This window comes from Micromonospora echinaurantiaca, from assembly GCF_900090235.1.
GTDB lineage: Bacteria > Actinomycetota > Actinomycetes > Mycobacteriales > Micromonosporaceae > Micromonospora > Micromonospora echinaurantiaca.
Map to the genome: position 1 here is coordinate 3535792 of NZ_LT607750.1, position 21695 is coordinate 3557486.

Here is a 21695-nt window from a genome sequence, read left to right on the forward strand (position 1 = left end):
ACCCGCTCCGACGGCACCAGCAACGTCGATCCACAGCCACCCGTTATCCGCTGCTTGCCAACGTTTGACGGTGTGTTGTGCCCCATCTGTGCCCGAGCAGGTTTGCAGCACCTCCAGTCGCCCCGAGGCGGTATCGGCGCACACAGTTCAGGAAGGGTTCAGCGGCAAGCAGCGGACCGTTGGATCTATCAGGCAGAACAGGTCGGGCGCTTGCAAGACCTCACTCCTCTTCATCAAGCCCACTGGAATGGGCTGCGAACCCAAGGAGAGCCGAGGGTCTCCCGATCGGCCTGCTGTCCGCGCTCAAGGTCCGCGAGTTCGAAAAGCGTCCGGTCAAGCTCCACAAGATGGCTCAGATGGACAAGATCCATAATCTCGGCGGAGTCCGGCTCGTTGATGCCATCGCCAACGAGCCACAGGTCATCGTCAGACCGGGCAACGACGAGCGCCGGAAGTTCGCCCCGGATGACGGTGTGCATGGTGATCGCTGGGCGGTCACCTGGGAACCGACTACGCCGGAAGCTCGGCAGACGCATATCGAACAGTATGTACCGGCCGCCTGGCCCTGCCGTGACCGGTGACTGTCAGCATTGGAATCGGATTGATCACGGCGTTGAGTGGCCGTGTCACCTGGCTACCGAGCACGGCAGATACCGGTCGATGTATCGCGACAGGCCGCTGTTGATCCCTGCTGACCGCTCGATCGGGCACGAGTCGGGCACGACGGGGTGTGCCTCGCGTGACTGACCCAACTTTTCACGTCGATGTCGCCGATACACCCCACGGATGACGCGTCCGGGTAGGCCGGCACGGGTTGGTTGCAAGGTGTCGTCCCCGTCGTCAATCAGGAGCTGATAGGCGTGCCTTCGTCTCGTCGTACCTTCCTCGCCGGTGGTGCCGTCGCCGGTGTAGGCCTCGCCGTCGCCGGTGGTATCCCCTCCCTGGCACAGGCCCACCCGGGCCGGCCCCGTCCACCGGTCCGGCCGGGTCACTTGCCCTTCCCGCCGCTCGTGGACGATCCCGACGGCATCCTGGCGCTGCCGGCGGGCTTCCGCTACACCATCGTGACCCGGACCGGTGCCACCCGCCTCGACCGGGGCCAGGGCGTGACGCCGGCCGAACACGACGGCATGGCCGTCTACGACACCGGCCGGGGCCGCTACACGCTGATCCAGAACCACGAGTGCGATCCGGGCACCGAGTTCGGCGTACCCCATGTCGAGGGCACCGTCTACGACCCCGGCGCGGTCGACGCAGGTGGCTGCACCGTGATCAGGACCGACCGCGCGGGGCGCAACCATGGTGAGTTCGTCGCCCTCTCCGGCACCGTCGCCAACTGCGCTGGCGGGCCCACCCCCTGGGGGACTTGGCTGACCTGCGAGGAGACCGAGGACCGGGCCGGTGACGAGTGGGAGGAGGGCGGCCGGTCCGGCGTCTTTCAAAAGGACCACGGCTACGTCTTCGAGGTCTGGGCCGACGGCAGCGCCGACCCGAGGCCGATCAAGTGCCTGGGCCGGTACGCCCACGAGGCCCTGGCCATCGACAAGGAGCGCACCCGGATCTACCTCTCGGAGGACGCCGACGAGCCCAACGGCCTCTTCTACCGCTGGACCGCGCCTCTGGGCGTCCGGCTGGGCCCGGGTGTGCTGACCCGCCTCGCGCCAGACGCCGGCGTCCTCGCCGCGATGCAGATCATCATGGACGACGGCTCCGTGCTACCGGACGTCGCCTACCTCACCTCCGCCCAGCTGGGCCGCCCATTCCCGGTGCGGTGGATCGAGGTGCCCGAGCGCGACGCCCGGACCACGCCCATTCGCGAGCAGTTCGCCGACGGCCAGGTCACCCGCGGACGCAAGTTTGAGGGCGTGTGGGGCACCGACGAGGGCGTCTACGTCGTCAACTCGTACGCCTGGGAGGAGGCCGACCTACCCGCAGACGCGGCCCCGCACGACGGCATGGTGTGGTTCTACGACTACCGCGCCGAGACCATCCAGCTGGTCACGTACTTCCCCCATCAGGCGCAGTCCGAGGAGGGAACGCCGACCAAGTACTCCGACCTCACCTTCGACGGCCCGGACAACGTCACGGTCACTCCCTGGGGAAGCCTTTTGCTCGCCGAGGACGGCTCGGGCTCCTCCCACGTGCTCAGCGCAATCCCGGGCGGCCCTACGTACGCGATCGCCCGCAACCAGCTCAACGACTCCGAATTCTGCGGCCCGACCTTCACCGCCGACGGCAAGGTGCTCTTCGTCAACATGCAGGATCCCGGCTTGACCCTGGCCATCACAGGCCCGTGGGAGAAGTACCTGGGCTGACCGCGCGCCCGGCGGGGGCCGGGCGAGCCGCCCAGCCTGACCGAGCGTCGCCGCCATGAGTCGACCGGGTCGCCGTACCACCGGGCACCGCGCCGGCGGCCAGGCCGGGTGCCACCAGCAGACACCTTGTTCAACGCCGCCGCGACGGCCCTCGGCCACCGCGACCTCGCAGCGCAGCGTTGATCGCCGCCCGCGCCGCCGCCGAGCCGGGCTGCCGGTGGCTGTTCGCCGAGACCGGACACGCCGCGCCCGGTCGGCGGAACCCGTCGCTGAACAACATTCGGCGGGGCCGGGCTGGTGCCGCCAGGTGTGGCACCTGTCGTCGAAGGCCGTTGGAGCAGGAAGGCGTGACCCAAAGCGTGGCCGGGAGGTCGGGTCAGCCCGAGACACTCGCTCGCGGCCCGTACCTTTCGGCCGCGCGCGCCTTAGCCTTGGCCGCCTCCACTTCCCGGTCACGGGGAGGTGCCTTCGTCACGAGGTTGTCCAGTAGGGTCCGCGTGGCCGCCGCGACAGCGCTGACCGCCTCGCCGAACGCCTCCTCGTTGACCGCTGCGGGCCGCCTCGTGCCGCTGACCTTGCGCACGTACTGGAGGGCGGCGGCTTCGATCTCATCGTCGGTCACGGGCGGTTCGAAGTTGTGGAGCGCGCGTATGTTCCTGCACATGCCTCCACCATGCCACGCAGAACCATCTGGCCAGCGCGCAGAGGGCGAGAGTGACATGGCATCGACGGGTTCACCTTCCTCTTCGTCGATCCGGACGAGGAAGGCACGTGGTGGTTGACAGGGGTAGGTCACTGTCGCCGCCGCGCCCCGACCGCGCGGGTACCCGTCGGCCACCGCTGCACAGCATGAGCAGCCGGGCCCGCACCCGCAGGCATCCGCGTCTGTCGGACAGCGGCGTGAGCATCGAGCAAATCGCCGACCTCTGCGGCCACTCCGGCACGACCGTCACCGAGAGCGTCTGCCGGCACCAACTGCGGCCGGTGCTCCTCAGCGGTGCCGTCGCCATGGACCGGATCTTCGACGCTGAGGCGTAGTCACTCAGATAGTCACCCAGCTACGACAAGAGGGCACGTCCGTCGATCGGATGTGCCCTCTGAGCTGTGTCGGGACGGCCGGATTCGAACCGACGACCCCTTGTTACCAACCGTAGCCACCCCGAGATTGTCATTGCTTGCCGCAAGTGTTCATTTACCTGCACAGATGCGGTTAGGCGTTTGTCTCTACTTGTCAATGGTCGTGAGCGTCAGGACGGGGTTATCGGGGGATAAACGGGGGTTGCGTCGGGATCCGTTCACGTCTCACCGCCCCCCACCACTGCGCAGTTCCCGCGCATCAAGAGACAGGCCGGCCCTCACCTCAGCGGCAGTCGAACCATGGGGGTTCGTGTCTGCGGGGCAACGTCGACCGCGAATCCATGTTCGTCGTTCGTTGCGAACTACAACTCGCGCCGAGGTAACCGCATCAGCCGATTGCTGCAGCTGTTGTTGTCCCGACTCGTGTGCGAGGGGGAAGCGTGGGACTTGAACCCCACGTCCAGCATCCATGCCCGAAATGCGTGCTCAGCAGGCTGCAAGCTCCACGGTTGGCTATGGATGGACCCGGGGCCAGCTCGCCCTCGGTCGACGCCTCCTCGCCCGGCTATTGCCCACCGTCGCCACCGCCGCTCTCCGGGCCGTGCACCGTCACGGGCAGGTCGTCGAACTCGGAGGCCACCTGCACGAAGGCCTCCTCGATCCGCGCCCACTCGGTTCGGTCCTCACCGACTGGACCAACGTGGCCAGCTCCCGCAGGCGGGTCAGGTCGTCCAAGGCCGGGCCGCCGCTGAGCGCGTCGAACTCGCCACGGCCTACGTCTCCAGCTGGCCCAGAGCGTCGAGTTCGAGCCCTTCCCTGCTCTCAGAGATCTCAATTCCACTGTCGGCTCCTCAGCACGGTAGGGATCTCGTCCCGACCGGCCCACGCCAGCATCGGTGGTTAGCGCACAGCGTAACGCAGGGGCGGGTCGCTTCCGATCAAGCCTGCCGGGGCTGCACCATGGTGGAGAACCAAGGGATCCCGATACCTGGGTGAGGTCGCGGGATCCTCGGCGTAACGGAGGCGGTCTCACCCCGTCCCCAAGCTTACGCCGGCGCGGGGAGGCGATACAGAAACACCTAGAGCTCCAGTCTCTGTCCGTGTGGTGCGCCCCGGCGGTCCAGTACCCGACCGGATCCTGCGAGTGAGAGGTCGGCGCATGACCATGCCCATGACGAAGATCTGGGCCCGCAACCGTGGGAGTCACCGCGAGCGTGTACGCCGCGGTCACTCCCCTGGCGATCCCGCTTTCGCTGATTGTCCTCGCGTTCCTGCTGGTGAGTCGGGCCGAGAGGAACGGCGGATCTGTCGAGGTCGACTGGAAAGCCGTTGCGTTCCGCATCAAGTATTCGTCCGTACCTGACGGCCTCGCTGAGGCCGAGGACCAACCAGCGCCACCCGAGGCAAACGCTACGGCCCAACCGCAGCCCGCCGACGGGGCCGCTCAACCTCTCGAGGGGGTGGCGGCCCGTGACATAGACGCGAGGCGGTGCGGTGCCGAGTGGGCGCGCCGTCTTCCTCCTTCTGCACATGGTGGCTCGTGCCGCCGCGCTTCTCCACGTCGGCGATCTCCGCCCGCCGTCGTCGACCTGTACTCGTCGCCCTTTCGGCCATCCTCCTAGGACAACAGCACGAGCCCTGCTGCGCGTCTTCCCACCGCAGGTGCAGGCCACCGGTGCCTCCTCCACTACTTCCGGTGCACCGTGGCGGTCAGTGCCGCTACGAGCGTCTTGCGGTCCTGGCCTATGCCCGCCGCGATCCGCTCGGCCGCGAGCCCGGCGACCACGGCGCGGTGCGCCGCTTCGACTTCCCGCGATGCCAGAGCCGCCACCAGCCGGTGAGCCGCTCGCCCAGCAAGAACTGGACGTTCTGGCGCCGCCCGTCCGGGCCGACCCTGGACCGACCCGCTGCCCGACCGCTCGACCCGGATCGCGGCCACGACTGGCTGGAGCGGGTGCAGTCGTTGACGTTTACAACGGACAGCATGAATGCCAGTGGTGCCGCGGGCGAGGGTGCAGCGCGGTCATCTCGTCGATACTGACGGTGTCGATGGCGGCGCTGGCCAGCAGCAGTGCCGCGATGACCCGTTGCTCGTCGGCTTCGACCGCGTGCATCAACTCCGTCCGTCCTCGCCCGTCGCTGGAGTCCACGTCGACGCCCGCCTGCAGGAGCGCGTCCACCGCCGCGTGATCGGCGCGTTCGGTCCCGCCGATCGACCGGTCCAGCGAGTACTTCCCCTGTGCGGCGGGCAGTGTTGCGCCCGGTCTGCTAGCCCAGCACGACATAAGTGGCCGCTACGGAGTTCACTGCGGATGAGCAGCGTGTCGGCGTTGCGATGCAGGAACCTGCGCGATGGCCTGGGCGAGCACGTAGAGATGATCGGCGGCGGTGTTGCCCGGCCGCACCTTGATGGAGAGTAGACCCCCGGGTGCTGTCGCAGGTCATCAGGATCGGATAGGAACCCGTAGGAGTGCTTGTAGGTGCCGCAGTCCGGCGGGTGTAGGCGGCAGGTGTAGATATATTCGCTGGATTTGACGAGGTCGGGCGGACTGCGCTGATGGCGGGGCTCTGAACTGAGGCGGATAGTCTTAGCACACGATCTGGCGGTCGTAGTCAGCAGACGATTGGATGCGCAGCAACGTCGATCGCCTGCCTCAATACCTCAATGGCGCTGCATTATACACAGGACGTTTCCTGCCGGATCGGCGAGCCATACAATTAATGGGGACCACTCTTTTTCTAATCCCAGCCCATCCCCCACCTCGTAATCGTGTGACGAGAAATGCACACCCCGGCTGATCAACTCGGGGAGTACGCCGGCGATGCTATCGACGACGAAATAGAGGACTGCGTGCCTAGATGGAACGTGTCCGCTTTTTAGTAATATAGGGATATCGACGCCATTGGCGGCATGGAGAGTCAGAGCGTCATGAACCCTCGTTATGGAAATGCCGAGCTTTTCGCCATAAAAGGCGGTGGCCGCCTCTATGCTATCCACCCACAACCCGCTCGACCGATCTCCAGATAAAAAGATGCTTGCCTTGGCCAGCACCATGCCCAAAATCCTCCTCACTAATACCGTAAGAGCAAGTCCTTTGATTGTCGTAATCTAGACGCCCTCGACGGTGCAACTCGCTGGCTACCAAGCCTTCCTTGCCATAAGAGTTCCGTGAAGCCGTAACCTAACCAAGATGCCACTAGCCACCGGTTGAGCCGATTGGATCCATTTGCACCAAAGGTGCGGCACATCATTGCTGGACCAGGATTAGGCCGCAGAGCTGGCAGCAACTTGCAAAGCAGTTGGAATCGTCTTGCAAAGCAGTTGGAATCGTCAAGCCGTGGCATGGCCGATCGCGGCAGAGGTGAACAGAGCCATGCAAGTTGACACCGGTGCACCATTCCGCTCGACACACTGAATTGCCAAGCGTCAGCCGCTCCCAGTTCTAAGGCTGTCTCACACTCGCCCTATAGACTCGACCACCCCCTACTCCCAACCCTTCATCGTAACCACCTTCACCCTGAGAGAGGTTACGGTAACTCCGCCGGCTACGCAAGCCCCCGTTCCTTACAAGCGGTCAATCCGTCTGGTCGTGGAAGGCATGCCCGGGGGGCAGACAACTCGAGCCACCGTAGATGGCGGGCGAACGCCATTGTTTACGCGGACAGGCCCGGATTGCCGAACCAATCGTGGACAGTTCCGATACGGGACCAATCCTGGATCCCATTCTGGAACATGCGAATCCGAATGGATCTCGGGCTCCGGCGCCGGGCTGCTGCTGACCGGCTGACCTCGTACCTGCCGAGCCGCAGGCGGGAACGTGCCGGCAAACCACCCCGGGTCCGCCCAGCCCGACCCCGGCGCGCCGAGGGTGGTCGTCCTCGCTGGCGCCACCTGCCCGGCGCGGCCACTGGAAGCGGCGCAGCTCGTCCGCGCTCTCTCTTCCTGGCGCCGGCTGATCCGCACCATCTGCCGCGACGGGCGTCCCATCTACTACCGCACCGTCGGCCCGGCCGGGGGCGCTTCCCCCTTGGAGGTCAACGAGAGGGGGTTCAGCACCGTAACATCAACGCCCGCATCGGCTATTTCAGCGCCGTCCGGCGTTTCGCTGACGCCGGGCTGACCTGTCACAGCGTACGAGGGGCCGCTGATTCTGACCGACACAGAAAGTCAAGCCTGACTCACCCGCTGCTTGCCTTGCCGAGGCACGCGCCCACTTTCGGGTTGAGGGCACCGCCGCGCACTCGTGTCGAAAATCGCCCACGCCGTTTCGTCGCCTAGATGTGCGGTGCCGCGACGAGCGCTGCGGAAGGGATAGTCGCATGCGGAAGACACGAACGGACCGGCCCACGATCCGGGCGCGCTGGGCGATCACTACCGTCTTCGGCGCCAATGGCCTGCTCATCGCAAGCATGGCGGTCCGGACACCATCGTTGAAGCTCGACCTGGATCTCACATCCGGTCATCTCGGTGTGCTTTCGGCGATATTTGGGCTCGCCGCCGTGATCAGCATGCAGATTGTCAGTAGCGTGGTCGCCCGCGCTGGTAGCCGGACCATCGTGCGGCCGGTGGCGTTGATCCTGCCGCTGCTGTTGGTCGGGATCGCCGTGGCGCCGAACTTCCCGGCTCTGGTCATCGTCCAACTTGCTTTCGGCGCCGTGCACGGAATGCTGGACGTCACCATGAACGCGCATGCCGTCGCGGTCGAGCGGAGACTGAAGCTGCCGATCATGAGTAGCTGCCATGCGGCCTGGAGCATCGGTGCCATCGCCGGCGCGCTCTTCGGCGCGGGGGCGGCCCAAAGGGAGATGTCCCGTACACTGCACTACCTCCTGGTGGCGGTGGCGCTGGTGCCGCTGTTGGCGCTGTGTGGGCGGGTATTGCTGCCGGCCCACGCCGACCACCCCCCGCAGAGCGCCGGACATGGTCCCCGTTCCGAGTGGCGTACCGGTTGGACGCTGCCGGTGCTGGTGTTCGGCGCGATGGGCGCTACCGTCCTAACAGCGGAGGCGGCGGTCGCCGGTTGGAGCGGGGTGTTTCTACACGAGAGCCTGGGCGCATCGCTGGGGGCCGCCGGGCTGGGGTACGTCATGTTCGCCGCCTGCCAGACCATCGGCCGGCTGGTGGGTGACCGGCTGCAGGTTCGTGCATCGACCGTCCGGCTTTTGCAGAGAGGCACGCTGGTCGCGAGCGGTGGCATGGCGGTAGCGGTGTTAAGCCCGTGGCCGGCGATCGGCGTCGCCGGCTTCGCGATCGTCGGCATTGGCCTGGCCACGCCGCTCCCAGTGCTGTTCAGTATTGTTGGTCACCTCGGCTCGGACCAAAGCGGCGAGGCCGGTGCCGCCGCGATGGTCGCCCGGTTTACCACCCTGACGTACAGCGGAATACTGCTCGCCCCGGCCATGATCGGCTGGTTCGCCGAATTGGTAGGTTTACCCTGGGCCCTGGGCGCCCTCGTCCCACTGCTCGCCGCGGTCGCGGCGACCGCAGGGCCGGCGACCCGCTCCTGCGGACATCGGGCCCCCGAGCCGGACGCCGTGGAAGCAGCACGGTCGCCGACAAGTTGTGCTGATGCCCTGGGCGAGCAACCCTCCCCCGCCGCTACTGCCTGAGCACCATCCCACAAGCGCAGCCGGTGCCGGCCGTCACGGCGAACCTGCACCCACCTATCGGTCGATGCCATCGTCGGCCTGAGAAAGCAGGGACCGCTTGGCGCGCTCCATCGGTGCCGGGGTGCCTCGCGGTGCCGGTGCGGTCGGCTGGACCGGTCCATCACCCGTTACCTTTTGATCGTCCCCGGCCGGGGCCCTTGGTCGCCCGGCCCGGTATGACTTACTGCCCCTGTCGTGCGGATGATCCGGGGGGGTGTTGTCGCCGGGTCGGGTGGCGTCGGCGGACCGCTGATAGGGACACGGCCACCCTGCGGGTAGGTCGCTTCGTAACGTGGCTGCCGGCAGTCCGACGCCTGGACCAGCGGCCGAGGTAGGTGGCGTGGGTGAGGAGGGCGTGGGGTGCACGGCGACTACGGCGTGTTCCTCGGGTTGGACGTCGGCAAGGGTGATCACCACGCGGTGGGGTTGGCTCCGGATGGCAAGCGGCTGCACGACGGGCCGCTGCCGAACACCGAGGCCCGGCTGCGGCAGCTGTTCGACAAACTCGGCCGTCACGGCCGGGTCCTGGTGGTGGTCGACCAGCCGGCCTCGATCGGCGCCCTGCCGATCGCGGTTGCCCGGGCGTGTGGTCATCAGGTGGCCTACCTGCCGGGACTGGCCATGCGGCGGATCGCTGACCTGCATCCCGGTGCCGCGAAGACCGACGCCCGCGACGCCTACGTCATCGCCGACGCGGCTCGCACCCTGCCGCACACCCTGAGGCGGGTCGACACCGGCGACGAGACCCTGGCCGAGCTGGAAGTCCTCGTCGGCTTTGACGACGACCTCGCCGGCGAGGCAACCCGCATCGCGAACCGGATCCGGGGCCTGCTGACCCAGATCCACCCCGGCCTGGAACGCGTCCTCGGCCCGAAGGTGCAGCACAAGGCCGTGCTGGAACTGCTGTCGCGCTGCGGCGGCCCGGCCGGGCTGCGCAAGGCCGGCCGGCGCAAACTGGCCTCGATCGCCGCGGTGCACGCGCCCCGCATGGGCCAACGGCTCGTCGAGCAGATCATGACCGCACTCGACGAGCAAACCGTCACCGTTCCCGGCACCCAAGCGGCGGAGACGATCCTGCCCCGGCTGGCCGACAGCCTCCGCGAGGTGCTGCGTCAACGTGACCAGGTCGCCGTCGAAGTCGACAGGATGCTTGATGCGCACCCTCTTGCCGAGGTCCTGACGTCGATGCCCGGCATCGGCGTCAGGACCGCCGCCCGGATCCTCCTCGAAGTCGGCGACGCCACAGCCTTCCCCACCCCCGGACACCTTGCCGCCTACGCCGGGCTGGCCCCCGTCACCCGCCGTTCCGGCAGCAGCATCCGCGGCGAACACCCACCCCGAGGCGGCAACAAGCAGCTCAAACGCGCCTTCTTCCTCGCCGCGTTCGCCGCCCTGGCCGACCCAGTCAGCCGCGCCTACTACGACCGCAAACGAGCCGAAGGCAAACGCCACAACGCCGCCCTCATCTGCCTCGCCCGACGCCGCTGCGACGTCCTGTTCGCCATGCTCCGCGACAAGATCCCCTACCAACCACGCCCGACAACCCCCGTCCCCACTTGACGAAACCCATAGGGACACCCCCCGGGCAGTTAACGCGGTGTCGATCGGCCCACCGCTTCGCCGTGGTCGGATTGACTGGAACCGATCAACTGCCCGCTGCTGCGGGTCCTGCTCATCACGCTTGTCCTACAGCAGCGCACATTGGGCGTGGTGGCTGCAAAAGCGGGCCGGCGCAGGGCCGTTGCCGCTGCTCTGTGCGATATTCGTCGTCACTACCTTGATCCGCGTGGCCCCAGGGGGTAAACCCCGCACTGTCGCAACGTCTTCTCACCCGCCCCGCTGAGGAGGTCGGTAGCCGCGCGCGAAGACCACCTGCCGGTGCACACTTGCCTCGTCTTGGGTCAGAACCAGATGATCGCCACAACCAACTCCATCCGCGTCCACACCGCAACTACATGAACGCTAAGACATCGGCTGCAAAGAGGCCGAAGTCAGTCAAACCCAATCCAGCCTGCACAGGTGAAGGAGCAAGCTTGCGGTCCAGCCAAAGCGCGCGTCGCGCGCAGCGCCGAACGGGGTGCAACCAGGCGATAGCGGAGCCGGCGATCACCTCCGGGCGGCAAGTGCGGCAGTCTACACGCTTGCCGAACATGCTCGAGCGAAACTTACCAAACCTACAACTAGCACGTTCGGGAGCGTACTGTCGACTACAGATCCTGAATGCGAAATGATATCCCGTTGGTACGCGGGGAGCGTGTTGCCTGTATGGGTCGGTCGCCAAGCGGATGCGTCACGCCCCTGCGTCCGGACGCATCGCTCCAGGGTTGAGATGTCGGTCACTTTCCTCAAGCCTTGCACCAGGAGGAATAGGAGGAATCGGAGTGGAAATCACTGGAGATCCGACAGCCGAATACTTTGAGGCGATCCGTCGACACCCACACCAACCCTTATTGTCCAACTTCAAGGGCACGCTACGTTTTGAAATCGAGTCCGGCGATCGTGTTGATAAATGGAGAATCGAAATTCGATACGGCGCCGTAGCGATATCAACGGACGAACTAGAGGCGGACTCGATCATACGCAGTAGTCGAACCTTGTTCAATGAGATCGCAACCGGCCAAGAGAACATTCTCGCGTCACTCCTCCGGGGGGCGCTGACCGTCGAAGGGGATCTACAGGCTGTATTCCTCGCCGGGCGCCTTCTAGCGCTGCAACCGTTGCGATCCGGAGAGCCGGGTTCCGCTAGGTCGAGCCGATGACCGAGCCGCTAGTTCGAATATTGGACGGCAGCACGTTTTTGGTAAGCGACGATCGCGGGGACATAGATGAGATACCAACCTCTTCTCCCACCGGCTTTTTTGTAATGGATACACGCCACCTGTCGAGATGGGTGTTGACGGTTAATGGCAAACGTCTCACCCGACTGTCCGTGGACGACGTTCAGTACTATGAGGCCCGCTTCTTCCTCGTTCCGGGCCCTGCAACTCAGTATGTAGACGCGAAGCTGTCAATCTTCCGTCACCGCTGGATTGGCGGAAGTTTTCACGAAAAAATCACTATCATCAACCACGGTGAAGAAGTAGCCAACCTGACAGTTCGAGTGGAGGCGCGGTCGGATTTTGCGGATCTCTTCGAGGTAAAGGGTACGCTAAACAAGAAGGGTCGATATTACCAGAAAGTTGAGCCCGGGCGCATTTGTCTCGGATATGAACGGGAAACATTCCGGCGAGAAACGGTGATAACCACTGCGAGGCAAGCCGAAGTTGATGAGAACGGGTTGACCTACGTCGTTCGCATCGAGCCGTTGAAAGATTGGACGGTCGAGTTGACCGTAGAGACTCACGCGCTAGATCAAGCGGGGCACGACATCCGAGCCAAGCTGAAGCAGCGCAAGCGGCGATCAATGAGAAACGATCTCGAAATGTGGCAGGCGCAGATGCCACGGATTGAGTGCGATTGGGAGCCGTTGACGATGACTTGCCAGCGCAGCATCGTCGACCTCGCAGCGTTGCGCTTGTCGATTTTCGGATCGATGGAGGGCAGCCTCCCGGCGGCAGGGCTCCCCTGGTTTATGACAGTGTTCGGGCGGGACAGTATATTCACTAGCCTACAGGTCCTACCGTTCGCGCCAGAGCTCGCGGCAATGACACTCCGACTTTTAGGGTCCCTGCAAGGAGTTCGAGTAAATGACTTCCGGGAGGAAGACCCGGGAAAGATTCTACATGAATTGCGGTTCGGCGAATCCTCGGCATTCTACGAACAGCCTCATTCGCCATACTTCGGCTCGGCCGACTCGACGCCACTATGGGTTATCCTCCTCGACGAATACGAACGTTGGTCGGGCGATGTCGAACTCGTTCGCACTCTCGAGCCGGAAGCTCGTGCGGCTTTAGATTGGATCGACCGGTATGGCGACCTGATGGGGAATGGCTACCTCTCCTACCGTCGTCGCAATGAGATAAACGGCCTGGAAAATCAGTGCTGGAAGGACTCCTGGGATTCGATCTCCTTTCGCGATGGCAGGTTTCCTGGGTTTCCCCGGGCAACATGCGAGCTGCAGGGATACGCGTATGACGCCAAGGTTCGCGGTGCTCGACTAGCGCGGCTAATCTGGGGCGACGATGAGTATGCTAATCGGCTAAACGCTGAGGCGACGGATCTGAAGAGGCGCTTCAACCGCGACTTCTGGATAGACGAACGGAACTTCTACGCACTCGCACTGGATGAAAACGGGCGCAAGGTCGATGCTCTTTCGTCGAATATCGGACATCTGCTGTGGAGCGGAATCGTCGACGAACCGAGAGCGAAGATGGTTGTGGATCATTTGCTCGGTCCCGACCTGTTTTCAGGTTGGGGCGTTCGTACGCTTGGCCGCAGCGAGAGGCGGTTCAATCCAGTCGGCTATCACGTAGGGACGGTGTGGCCCTTTGACAACTCGCTAATCTCGTGGGGGCTTAGGCGATACGGCTTTCTTGAAGAGGCTGGGCGGATTGCGAAAGCAATATTCGACGCAGCTCGGTATTTTCAAGGTCGGCTTCCGGAAGCCTTCGCAGGATATGATCGACAGTTGACAATGCATCCTGTTGAGTATCCAACTGCCTGCTCTCCCCAAGCTTGGTCAACGGGTGCCCCCTTGCTGCTCGTGCGAACGCTACTTGGTCTTGACCCGCTGGAGGAGCACTTGATCGTTGCCCCAAAACTGCCAGTTGGAATCGAACGGCTGGCATTGCTCGACATCCCGGGACGCTGGGGGCGAACGGATGCCTTCGGTCGGTACGTTACTCGCAGAGGATGGCGGCCTCGATGAATGCGGACGCGGTACGATTGGGCGTGAGATCCGAAGCGGCTCCGTGGACGGTTGATTCTGGCCGCCGAGCCACTCTCGGCCAAATAAACGCGATCTGATCTACCCGGCGCAGATCCTGGCTCTCACCCAACAAGCTCGAGTGCGCCTTGGTCAGTACGTCGGCTCAGGAACCACCCCGCCTGCACGCGAGATCGGCATTCACATTCCGTCGAAACCAAGGTGCCCTACAGCTTGGCGCGGCGGTTTGCGTCCTGGTCGACCTTGCACGGATGCAGGCCTTGATCCCACGTCGGCGCAGGGAGGCGCGGTCGCCGCGGGAGGTGTAGGCTCGGTCGGCGATGCCTCGGTGAGGCCGAACGCGCGGACACCAGCGCCTAAGAGAGGAACGTAAACACCTACTAGCGCTGCGGGAAACTGGGGGTGTCACCGCGGTACCGTGGTCGGTCGGCTCGATAATCGCCTCGCCCGGCGGCTCAATCTGCTGCTGCGGGCGCCGACGCGCGCCGGCGGCGTGCTGGTGGGCGCGGGCGATGGACGAGTCGATGCCTACACCCGACCTAATGAGCCGGTCGAGTAGGCGCGGGCCTGCAACCCGGTCACGATCTGCTGCCAGACGCAGCCCCCTGCCAGAGCCGAAACAGCGCATAGACCGCTTGCCAGGAGCCGCAGTATGTTGGCACGTCCCGCCGTGGCGCACCAATTCGCACCCGCCACCGGATCACGTCGATGAGCTGCCGCCTTCTTCGCTGCGACGGTCGACCTGGACGCCATGATCCCGAACGGCGGCTGCCGTACTGGGCAGTGTCTCGAGGTCGGGTGCGGCGTTTCGGTGCGACAGATGGCGAGGTCTCCGGTAGTGGGTTCATCGCCAAGAAGAACGTGAACACCGGAGACCTCGTGGCCACCATAGCGGTGACGAGGCGGCACCACCTGGCCGACGCCCAGTGGAGGGTGTTGGAGTCGCTGCTGCCTGCGGGTAAGCGGCCGGGCCGATCGGCCCAGTGGAGCAAGCGCAGCTCATCGACGGCATCCGGTGGCGGGTGCGGGTCGGTGCACCGTGGCGGGACGTGCCCGCCTGCTACGGCTCCTTGCAAGCGATCTATGCGCTGTTCCGACGCTGGCAGCGGACCGGGGTCTGGCAGCAGATCGTGACCAGGGTCGCAGGGTCGTGCGGACACGGCCGGTTGATCACGCGGGATGTGAGCGACGATTCCACTATCGCTCGAGCGCCAGCACGCTGCGAACGCACGTCGTCGCCCGCAGCAGCAGATCGAGCCGCCCGGCGGAGTCGGTGCCGAGCCAGGTGACCATGCTCTCGGCCACCAAGCTGCACTTGGCCTGCGAGCGGGGCGGCAGACCGCTGTCGATGCCGCTGAGCGTCGAGCATCGCGGTGACAGCACGCAGTTCGCCGCCCTGCTGCCGGCATCCGCGTGCCCCGCCTCGGTGTCGGTCGTCCCCGCGTGCGACCCGATCGGGTCATGGCCGACCGGGCCTACACCTCCCGCGCCAGCCGGACCTACGTACGCCGCCGTGGGATCAGGGCGCCTACGATTCGAACGTCATCAACTCTAAGCCGTTCTCCACTGTGGAGAGGGACGCTCAATCACTGAATCCTCGGTCGAGAGCGAGAGCCAGCCGGTGCTTCCAGGCTCTGGCGCTGCCACGAATACCGGGGTAATCGTCGGTGAACGTGTTCCAGTCGATATCCCAGTCGAGAACCGATTCGGCGGCGAACTCATCGGCTTCGGTGCTCAGTTGCCGTTGGAGTAGATCCCGTATGAGCTGCAGACTCACGGTGGTGTATTCGGCGAGTAGTGTAGCGTCGTAGAGGTCCTTACCTTGCGGGTGTATGTCCGTCGCGAGCCAGCGGAGCTTCCAAGCAAGTGACAGCGCTGGGCTTGCCGAAAGAACGGGATGATCGACGCCGCTGAATCGGATCGTGACAGGCTTAAGAGGAAGAGGCTCGTTGAAAACGAAGTCGATTCGCATCGCTCCGGTTAGCCCGTCTTCGGTGGTGAACGGGATTGTCAGCCGCTGCCCGTTGATACGTTCGTAGGTCCATGTGGCAGATGCCTGCGCTAATTCAGGGGCCAGGCCGGCGCCGGGCCGGTTGCGCATCTCACGCACAATGCCGGTTAGCATTGCCTCGGCCTCGCCGCTGTGGATGTTCAACGAAAACGGCGTGACTACGAAATCGATGTCGCCGGGCTCTCGAGCGGCTGCTCCAAACCACGCCGTCATGGGGAAGCTGCCAAACATGACCAGTTGCTGCCTCCAAGGAGTGTCGGCGATGATGGTAATCAGGTGGTACAACGCGGCACGGCGCGCAGCGAGCCATCGCTGACCAGCAGCTGGGTCCAACAACTCAAGCTTACCCGCGCGGTAGGCGTTGTCGTATTGCTTGAGCACGGGATCGAACGCTGCCCGCTGCAGCAGTCCGGCCTGGCGCGGCAGCGGACAATAGGCACCCAAACGGCCGGGCGTACCGGCGTGCGCAGACCCCATCCTCTTTCCCTCCGATCATCAACTTATGCGATAGGAGCAGGTCGGAAACCCTGCGTTGGACCCCAATTCTCCGCCACAACAAGAGTGTACTTTAGATTAGAAATCTTTGGGCAATCCTACATCCCTGGCACCGGCACACTGCCGCTTTACCCGTAGCAAGCAAGGGCACAATCTCCGCTCGCTGGGCGCTGGAAGGCCGTACGGCTCGTCAGCGCGATGGGTGGCCACGAGGTGTCCAGTAGCGGGTTCCTTCTTTAGTTGATAGTTCCTATCCCAATGCCTTGCCATCCACCGAAGACTCGTGGATCTGAGTCCACGCTAATCGTTCTCTGCATCGGGGTGCCGTCGTCGTGGACCTGAGCCGCCGCATGGATCCGATCCCACGTAACGTCGGCGCTCCGCCGGCAGGCGTACGTGGCAGGTCTTCGACGGCTCGAATCCTTCCATCAGTCACGCGCAACGGCGCCCCGATCTGCGGCTTCACAAAATCCCATTCATGACCTGACAGCTATCCCGCCACGGCCCCGACTACTGCCCGCACACCGATCCGACCCAGGCTCAGGACCGGCCGAGGCGGGGCACCACCGGGCGGATCTCGACCGGGGCGCCCGGCCGGCCCCCGGCGCGGGAGCGGTATGCGGGGACGCCGACGCAGGTGAAGAGCAGGGCCGCGAGCTCGTCCGGCTCGGCCAGCAGGCCGGGCACCTCGGAGTCGATGAAGGTCATCCCGGACGCCCCCGCGCCCAGCGCGTACGCGGCCAGGTGCAGCCGCCCCTCGACCAGCCCGGCGGCGAGCTGGGCGTCCCGGTAGCCGCGGTCGTCCAGCCCGGCCAGCGGCGTGGCCGCGATGACCACGTACGCCGCGTCGCCGGCGAGCGACTGGTCCAGGCAGATCCGCAGCAGCTCGTCGCGCAGGTCGCCGGCGCGCAGCGGCCGGGACAGGTCGGGCCACCGGTAGAGGCCGGGCGGCACGCCGTCGACGCCGTGCACGGCGACCCAGTGCGGCACCGGCACCCCGCGCAGGGCCGCGGCCAGTGGCCACTCCAGCGCGGCGCGGGGCAGGGTCCGGGAGCGGTCCATCCGCCGCTGTGAGCCGCGCCGGCGCATCACCTCGTCGAGCGTGTCCGACGGCGGGAAGTCCGGCAGCGGGGCCGCCTGCGGCCACGGCTGCCCGAGGTCGGTCCGGTCGCCCGCGCGCTGCGCGGCGGTGCAGAGCGGCAGTTCGACCGGCGGCAGGTCGCCCGGGGCGGCGGGCCCGGCCGGCCCGATCGCCGGCTCGCCGTCGCCGAGGGACAGCAGGGCCAGCGGGTACTCGTGCACCCCGTCCGCGCCGACCAGGGTCCGCAGCACGGCGTCCGGGAAGCGTGACCGCAGCCGGGCCGGGAGACCGGCGCTCGCGGCGGCCGCCGACAGCTGGGACAGCAGCGTGCCGGCGTCCCAGTAGAGGTGCCGCCAGCCCCGCTCGGCGTAGCGCCAACCGGTCCGCCACGGCACGCCGGTCACCACGAGCGTGGTCACCGCCCCGGCGGCGGCGGGGGCGACCTGGACCAGCGCGTGCCGCGCCGGGTCGTACCAGTGCACGCCGTCCGGGACCCCGGCGACGCCGCGGGTGCTCGCGTAGACCTCCAGCGGGAAGCGCGCCCCGGCCGACCCGGCGGCCCGGTAGTAGATCGGCCGGCCGTCGCGCCGGGCGGTGCGGACCACGCCGGCGCCCAGGAACAGCACGCGCCCGAGCTGCGCCGCGTCGAGTGGCCGGGCCGGGCCGGTGACGCCGGCGAGAACGGCCGTCGCCGGTACGCCCGGGTCGGGCAGGTCCCGCGGCAGCGCCACGACGGGCAACCCGTCCGGGTAGCCCTTCACCGGCGGAGGCAGGGTCGCGGGATCGTTCGGCACGAGGTCCTGGCGCACCCGCGGGTCGTCCGCCGGCACGTTCCACTCGCGGCTCGGCAGGTAGGACGTCAGCCGGTGCAGCAGCCCGGCGCCGGAGTCGAGATCCATTCGGGTTCGCATGGTTCATGATCCAATTTCGCACTATAGGTCCCGTATAACGGCAACTCCACTGCCTAGCCTCACTTAACCCACGTCAACAATGGCGTTCGATATTGCCTGCCTGCACCCGTCGGACTGTCGACGTCGCCGACATTCTCCTATGGCTGTTTGGGGTTGACGTGCTCTAACGAATCGGCGGCTTGTGCAACTGACAAGCCTAACGAAACGACTTAACAACGGAGGTGCCGGCAAATCCGTTCCCGACTTCCACACTCGCTGCTGCCGATCGAGCCATCACCGGTTCCCGGGCACGCCATGGGCAAGGCCGATGATGAAGGTCGGCACGAGCAGTGGCGCCGAGTCACGCCAACCCGACACCACTGCTCGCCCCCGATTGAGTCGCCTATCACCGTCTCACCCTCGATCTAGCTCCGTGACATTGGGTAATGGCTTGACTCCGACTGGAAGTAACCACCTCCGGCCTCTAGCAGGTTAGACCTGGCGACCACACACTGCAAGATGGTTCGCGGACCTGGCTCAGGCTGGGGCCGAACGGAGTCGAACGCCGATCGCCGCGCGATCAAGAGGGAAGGGGGATAGACAAGATCAGGTTTTCGGCCTCACCGACTGTAGCCAGATCAGATGTATCGAAGGCGGCATTGGCGTAGGGGCGCACCACGGACCGGCTAGAGCGTGTCTCGAAGTGCGTGCGTGTAGCCACTCGTTGATGGCGGTGACGTGGATGGTGGCTTCGTAGCGGACGGCCAGCTTGTCGTATCGGGTGGCCAGGCCCCGGTGGCGTTTGAGCCGGTTGATGCCGCACTCGATAGCGTGGCGCTGCCGGTAGACCTCGGGATCGAAGGCGGGTGGCCGGCCGCCGGCGGAGCCTTTGGCGCGGCGGTGCGCGTCCTGGTCGACCTTGCTGGGGATGCAGGCCTTGATTCCACGGCGGCGCAGGTGGGCGCGGTTGGCGCGGGAGGTGTAGGCACGGTCGGCGATGACCCGGTCCGGTCGCACGCGGGGGCGGCCCGTGCCGAGCCGAGGTACGCGTATACCGGCCAGCACCGCGGCGAATTGTGGGCTGTCACCGCGGTGCCCGGCGGTCAGCAGCATCGACAGTGGCTTGCCGCCCTGCTCGCACGCCAGGTGCAGCTTCGTGGTCCACCCGCCGCGGGAACGCCCGAGGGCGTGGTCGGCTCGCTCCGCCCCCACCCCACCCGGCGGCTCGGCCTGCTGCTGCGGGCACCGACGTGCGCCGGCGGCGTGCTGGTGGGCCCGAGCGATGGTGGAGTCGACGCTGACATCCCAGGTGATCAACCCAGCCAAGTCGGCGCAGGCCTGAAGCTCGGTGACGATCTGCTGCCAGACCCCGGCCCGCTGCCACCGTCGAAACAGCGCGTACACGGCTTGCCAGGAGCCATAACACGCCGGCACATCCCGCCACGGCGCACCGACGCGAACCCGCCACCGGATGCCGTCGATGAGCTGCCGCTTGCTCCACTACGACGGCCGACCTGGCCGCTTGCCCGCAGGCAGCAGCGGCGCCAGCACCGCCCACTGCGCGTCGGTCAGGTCGTGCCGCCTCATCACCGCTATGGTGGCCACGAGGTCTCCGGTATTCAGGTTCTTCTTGGTCGAAAAACCCTCTACCGGAGACCTCGCCGTCTATCGATCACCGACACGCCGCCCCCGACTTCGAGACACTGCCTAGGGCCATGCCGTAGACCGAGGCGTCGGAACCCTACGTATTGAAGCTTAGAAAAGGGCGATCAGAACGCTTGGCCTGGCCGGGGTTCAGTCGCAAGGGCGGCATGACCTAGGCTGTGCACGTGGCTCATCTGCCAGAGACGTGGTGCCTTCCAGTCATACGTGCGGACTTTCGCGACGACGCTATCTGGGGGCAGATAAAGGACGAGATCCTAAGCCCCACGAAAGAGGGCTTCGTTGCCAGCGTCGAGTTCGTCGAAGACCGAGCGCTGATTGGCCTCAGCGAGACGGCAATCGCAGCCGGCTACCCCCGCGCCTACCCGCGTCAGTACAGGCACCCGGTCGTGTTCATCGTCGACGCCCTCACCGTCTCTCTGCCGGAGCGTCCCCTGCTTGTCGTCAATCTGAACGAGAGAGACGAGACAGGACCGTTTAGAACGCTGCCGAGGCAGGTCCATGCGATTGGAAACAACCTATCGATTGCGAACATGGACTTCTTTGAATTTGCGCGATCGACAGGATCGGATGGCGTCTTTCGAGGCTTCTAATCAAACTGCTATACGGTCCGCAGAATCTGTCCCTTGTAAACTATAATTACATTGATTGGTAATGATGAGTGGTCTGCATCGTCTTGATCGTCTCGGACGGCCTGTGAGCCGAGTCGAGCGTTGCTGCCGTGACTCCCGCCTCTTCAGTGGCGCTACCCCTCGCAGTAAGCCGCTTGATGACCGGAACGTGTCGTGCGGATCGCGCTCGTACTCACACCAGGTTCCTCCGGGAGTACCCGCTCCGGGTACTCGGGTTCGGATCAGGCGTGACCTGTTGGCATCGGCTACGAGACTGCAACGACGCGGGCGTGTGGGACCGACTGCACGGTGTCCTACTGGGCAAGCCCTGGGCCGCCGGCCACCTGAACATGTCCCGGGCGTGGTGAGCGACGGCTCCTGCATCCGAATGATCAACGAGGGTGCCCAATACCGGCCCGAGCTCGCCGCGCGAACTCGAAACATCAATTAATCACTGACGGAGATGGCATCCTCCTCGCCGCGGACTCGGATGCCTCTGGTCAATGGGGACATTGTCGATCAGGGCAGCAGCAAGGGTGACGTCGTGGCGATCGTGGCCGGCCACGGCACCGGGCAACGCCTTCACCGGATACGAGACAGCCCTTACGACCTCGTGCACGGTTGCGGATCTTTAGGTATCGATGATCGTTATTCGAGTCATGGTCGGTGCTGCGATCCTGATGAATCGTCGGATGAGGGGGCTGTCCCGGCTGGTGATCGAGGGCTGGTTGTGGAGCTGGCGCCGCGCTGGCAGGCCCGGCACCGTGATCGGCTTGCCGCTCGGACGCGTCGGCGCGGGATTGGCGCTGGGGCGAAACACCGGTTCGAGTTCAGGGATCGCCTGTTGGCCACGCTGGTGCATCTACGGCACGGGTTGACCCATGACGTGGTGGCCGACTGGTTCGGAGTGCACCGCTCAACGATCACCCGCAGTTCGCCGAGGCGCGGCCGCTGCTGGCGAGCGCGGCTGCCGGGTGCCCGACGGCGTGACTACGCACCCTCGCCGACATGGCGGCCTACCTGGGCCACCACCCGCAGGCGTTGATGGACGCCACCGAGGTGCGGGTCCGCCGACCGAT

General features: G+C 65.6%; 14 protein-coding genes and 5 pseudogenes. 10 read left to right on the forward strand and 9 right to left on the reverse strand.

The genetic code is table 11. The features are described from left to right. Positions 1 to 356: 356 nt before the first annotated feature. Positions 357 to 581 (forward strand): hypothetical protein, encoded by a 225-nt coding sequence (locus tag GA0070609_RS33235; protein ID WP_157748185.1) that lies wholly within the window; start codon positions 357 to 359, stop codon positions 579 to 581. A gap of 279 nt (positions 582 to 860) precedes the next feature. Next, the gene (locus tag GA0070609_RS15995; RefSeq protein ID WP_088994548.1) at positions 861 to 2315 is read left to right on the forward strand and encodes an alkaline phosphatase PhoX; all 1455 of its coding nucleotides are present in this window, start codon (positions 861 to 863) and stop codon (positions 2313 to 2315) included. Between the two features lie 376 nt (positions 2316 to 2691). On the opposite strand, the gene GA0070609_RS16000 is transcribed toward GA0070609_RS15995, so the two are convergent. Next, a complete protein-coding gene (locus tag GA0070609_RS16000; RefSeq protein WP_088994549.1) occupies positions 2692 to 2979 on the reverse strand; it encodes a DUF2277 domain-containing protein in 288 nt (95 codons plus the stop codon). 221 nt (positions 2980 to 3200) lie between these two features. Here GA0070609_RS16000 and GA0070609_RS33625 point away from each other — a divergent pair. Further along, a pseudogene (locus GA0070609_RS33625) lies at positions 3201 to 3353 on the forward strand (site-specific integrase); the annotation flags it as partial. A gap of 2009 nt (positions 3354 to 5362) precedes the next feature. On the opposite strand, the gene GA0070609_RS16010 reads toward GA0070609_RS33625, so the two are convergent. From GA0070609_RS16010 to GA0070609_RS33240, 3 genes and pseudogenes are all read right to left on the reverse strand, one after another. Further along, complete coding sequence (locus tag GA0070609_RS16010) at positions 5363 to 5572, reverse strand: hypothetical protein (protein WP_088994551.1); 210 nt, start codon at positions 5570 to 5572, stop codon at positions 5363 to 5365. Between the two features lie 124 nt (positions 5573 to 5696). Further along, positions 5697 to 5874, reverse strand: a pseudogene (locus GA0070609_RS35335) (IS1380 family transposase); the annotation flags it as partial. A gap of 180 nt (positions 5875 to 6054) precedes the next feature. Then, on the reverse strand, positions 6055 to 6447 hold the full coding sequence (locus GA0070609_RS33240; protein WP_157748186.1) for a VOC family protein: 393 nt from the start codon (positions 6445 to 6447) through the stop codon (positions 6055 to 6057). Between the two features lie 1265 nt (positions 6448 to 7712). Between GA0070609_RS33240 and GA0070609_RS16015 the strand changes: the two genes are divergently transcribed. From GA0070609_RS16015 to GA0070609_RS16030, 4 genes are all read left to right on the forward strand, one after another. Further along, complete coding sequence (locus tag GA0070609_RS16015) at positions 7713 to 9002, forward strand: MFS transporter (protein ID WP_088994552.1); 1290 nt, start codon at positions 7713 to 7715, stop codon at positions 9000 to 9002. Between the two features lie 399 nt (positions 9003 to 9401). Beyond that, a complete protein-coding gene (locus GA0070609_RS16020) occupies positions 9402 to 10601 on the forward strand; it encodes an IS110 family RNA-guided transposase (RefSeq protein WP_172899343.1) in 1200 nt (399 codons plus the stop codon). A gap of 725 nt (positions 10602 to 11326) precedes the next feature. After that, positions 11327 to 11800 carry an SCP2 sterol-binding domain-containing protein gene (locus GA0070609_RS35190; RefSeq protein ID WP_088994553.1) on the forward strand — a complete coding sequence of 158 codons (474 nt, stop codon included), beginning with the start codon at positions 11327 to 11329 and terminating at the stop codon, positions 11798 to 11800. Continuing rightward, a complete protein-coding gene (locus GA0070609_RS16030; protein WP_088994554.1) occupies positions 11797 to 13848 on the forward strand; it encodes an amylo-alpha-1,6-glucosidase in 2052 nt (683 codons plus the stop codon). Before GA0070609_RS35190 ends, GA0070609_RS16030 begins: the two co-directional genes overlap by 4 nt. 596 nt (positions 13849 to 14444) lie before the next feature. Here GA0070609_RS16030 and GA0070609_RS34365 read toward each other — a convergent pair. Then, positions 14445 to 14756, reverse strand: coding sequence for a transposase (locus tag GA0070609_RS34365; RefSeq protein ID WP_331716930.1), 312 nt, complete (start codon positions 14754 to 14756; stop codon positions 14445 to 14447). On the opposite strand from GA0070609_RS34365, the pseudogene GA0070609_RS35340 reads away from it, so the two are divergent. Then, positions 14746 to 15393 (forward strand): annotated as a pseudogene (locus tag GA0070609_RS35340) (IS5 family transposase); the annotation flags it as partial. The gene GA0070609_RS34365 and the pseudogene GA0070609_RS35340 overlap by 11 nt on opposite strands. Positions 15394 to 15448: 55 nt before the next feature. Here GA0070609_RS35340 and GA0070609_RS16045 read toward each other — a convergent pair. The 4 genes and pseudogenes from GA0070609_RS16045 to GA0070609_RS16055 form a co-directional block, all read right to left on the reverse strand. Next, positions 15449 to 16354, reverse strand: coding sequence for a nucleotidyl transferase AbiEii/AbiGii toxin family protein (locus tag GA0070609_RS16045; RefSeq protein ID WP_088994555.1), 906 nt, complete (start codon positions 16352 to 16354; stop codon positions 15449 to 15451). 308 nt (positions 16355 to 16662) lie between these two features. Next, positions 16663 to 16879 (reverse strand): annotated as a pseudogene (locus GA0070609_RS34380) (IS5/IS1182 family transposase); the annotation flags it as partial. A gap of 33 nt (positions 16880 to 16912) precedes the next feature. Next, entirely contained in the window at positions 16913 to 18364 is a 1452-nt protein-coding gene (locus GA0070609_RS16050; protein ID WP_231928812.1) for a nitroreductase family protein, read from the reverse strand. A 693-nt stretch (positions 18365 to 19057) separates the two neighbouring features. Continuing rightward, positions 19058 to 19930, reverse strand: a pseudogene (locus GA0070609_RS16055) (IS5 family transposase); the annotation flags it as partial. 242 nt (positions 19931 to 20172) lie between these two features. On the opposite strand from GA0070609_RS16055, the gene GA0070609_RS16060 reads away from it, so the two are divergent. Together GA0070609_RS16060 and GA0070609_RS34390 are read left to right on the forward strand one after the other, a co-directional pair. Further along, a complete protein-coding gene (locus tag GA0070609_RS16060) occupies positions 20173 to 20598 on the forward strand; it encodes a DUF6924 domain-containing protein (protein ID WP_157748188.1) in 426 nt (141 codons plus the stop codon). A gap of 508 nt (positions 20599 to 21106) precedes the next feature. Continuing rightward, positions 21107 to 21661 carry a helix-turn-helix domain-containing protein gene (locus tag GA0070609_RS34390; protein WP_231928813.1) on the forward strand — a complete coding sequence of 185 codons (555 nt, stop codon included), beginning with the start codon at positions 21107 to 21109 and terminating at the stop codon, positions 21659 to 21661. Positions 21662 to 21695: the final 34 nt, after the last annotated feature.

Coding starts and splice junctions, on each gene's coding strand:
- GA0070609_RS33235 (WP_157748185.1), top strand. CDS start 357: ATGGACAAGATCCATAATCTCGGCGGAGTCCGGCTCGTTGATGCCATC.
- GA0070609_RS34365 (WP_331716930.1), bottom strand. CDS start 14,756: ATGGTGGCCACGAGGTCTCCGGTGTTCACGTTCTTCTTGGCGATGAAC.
- GA0070609_RS33240 (WP_157748186.1), bottom strand. CDS start 6,447: ATGGTGCTGGCCAAGGCAAGCATCTTTTTATCTGGAGATCGGTCGAGC.
- GA0070609_RS16030 (WP_088994554.1), top strand. CDS start 11,797: ATGACCGAGCCGCTAGTTCGAATATTGGACGGCAGCACGTTTTTGGTA.
- GA0070609_RS16045 (WP_088994555.1), bottom strand. CDS start 16,354: ATGGGGTCTGCGCACGCCGGTACGCCCGGCCGTTTGGGTGCCTATTGT.
- GA0070609_RS16050 (WP_231928812.1), bottom strand. CDS start 18,364: ATGCGAACCCGAATGGATCTCGACTCCGGCGCCGGGCTGCTGCACCGG.
- GA0070609_RS34390 (WP_231928813.1), top strand. CDS start 21,107: ATGCCTCTGGTCAATGGGGACATTGTCGATCAGGGCAGCAGCAAGGGT.
- GA0070609_RS16000 (WP_088994549.1), bottom strand. CDS start 2,979: ATGTGCAGGAACATACGCGCGCTCCACAACTTCGAACCGCCCGTGACC.
- GA0070609_RS16015 (WP_088994552.1), top strand. CDS start 7,713: ATGCGGAAGACACGAACGGACCGGCCCACGATCCGGGCGCGCTGGGCG.
- GA0070609_RS35190 (WP_088994553.1), top strand. CDS start 11,327: ATGCGTCACGCCCCTGCGTCCGGACGCATCGCTCCAGGGTTGAGATGT.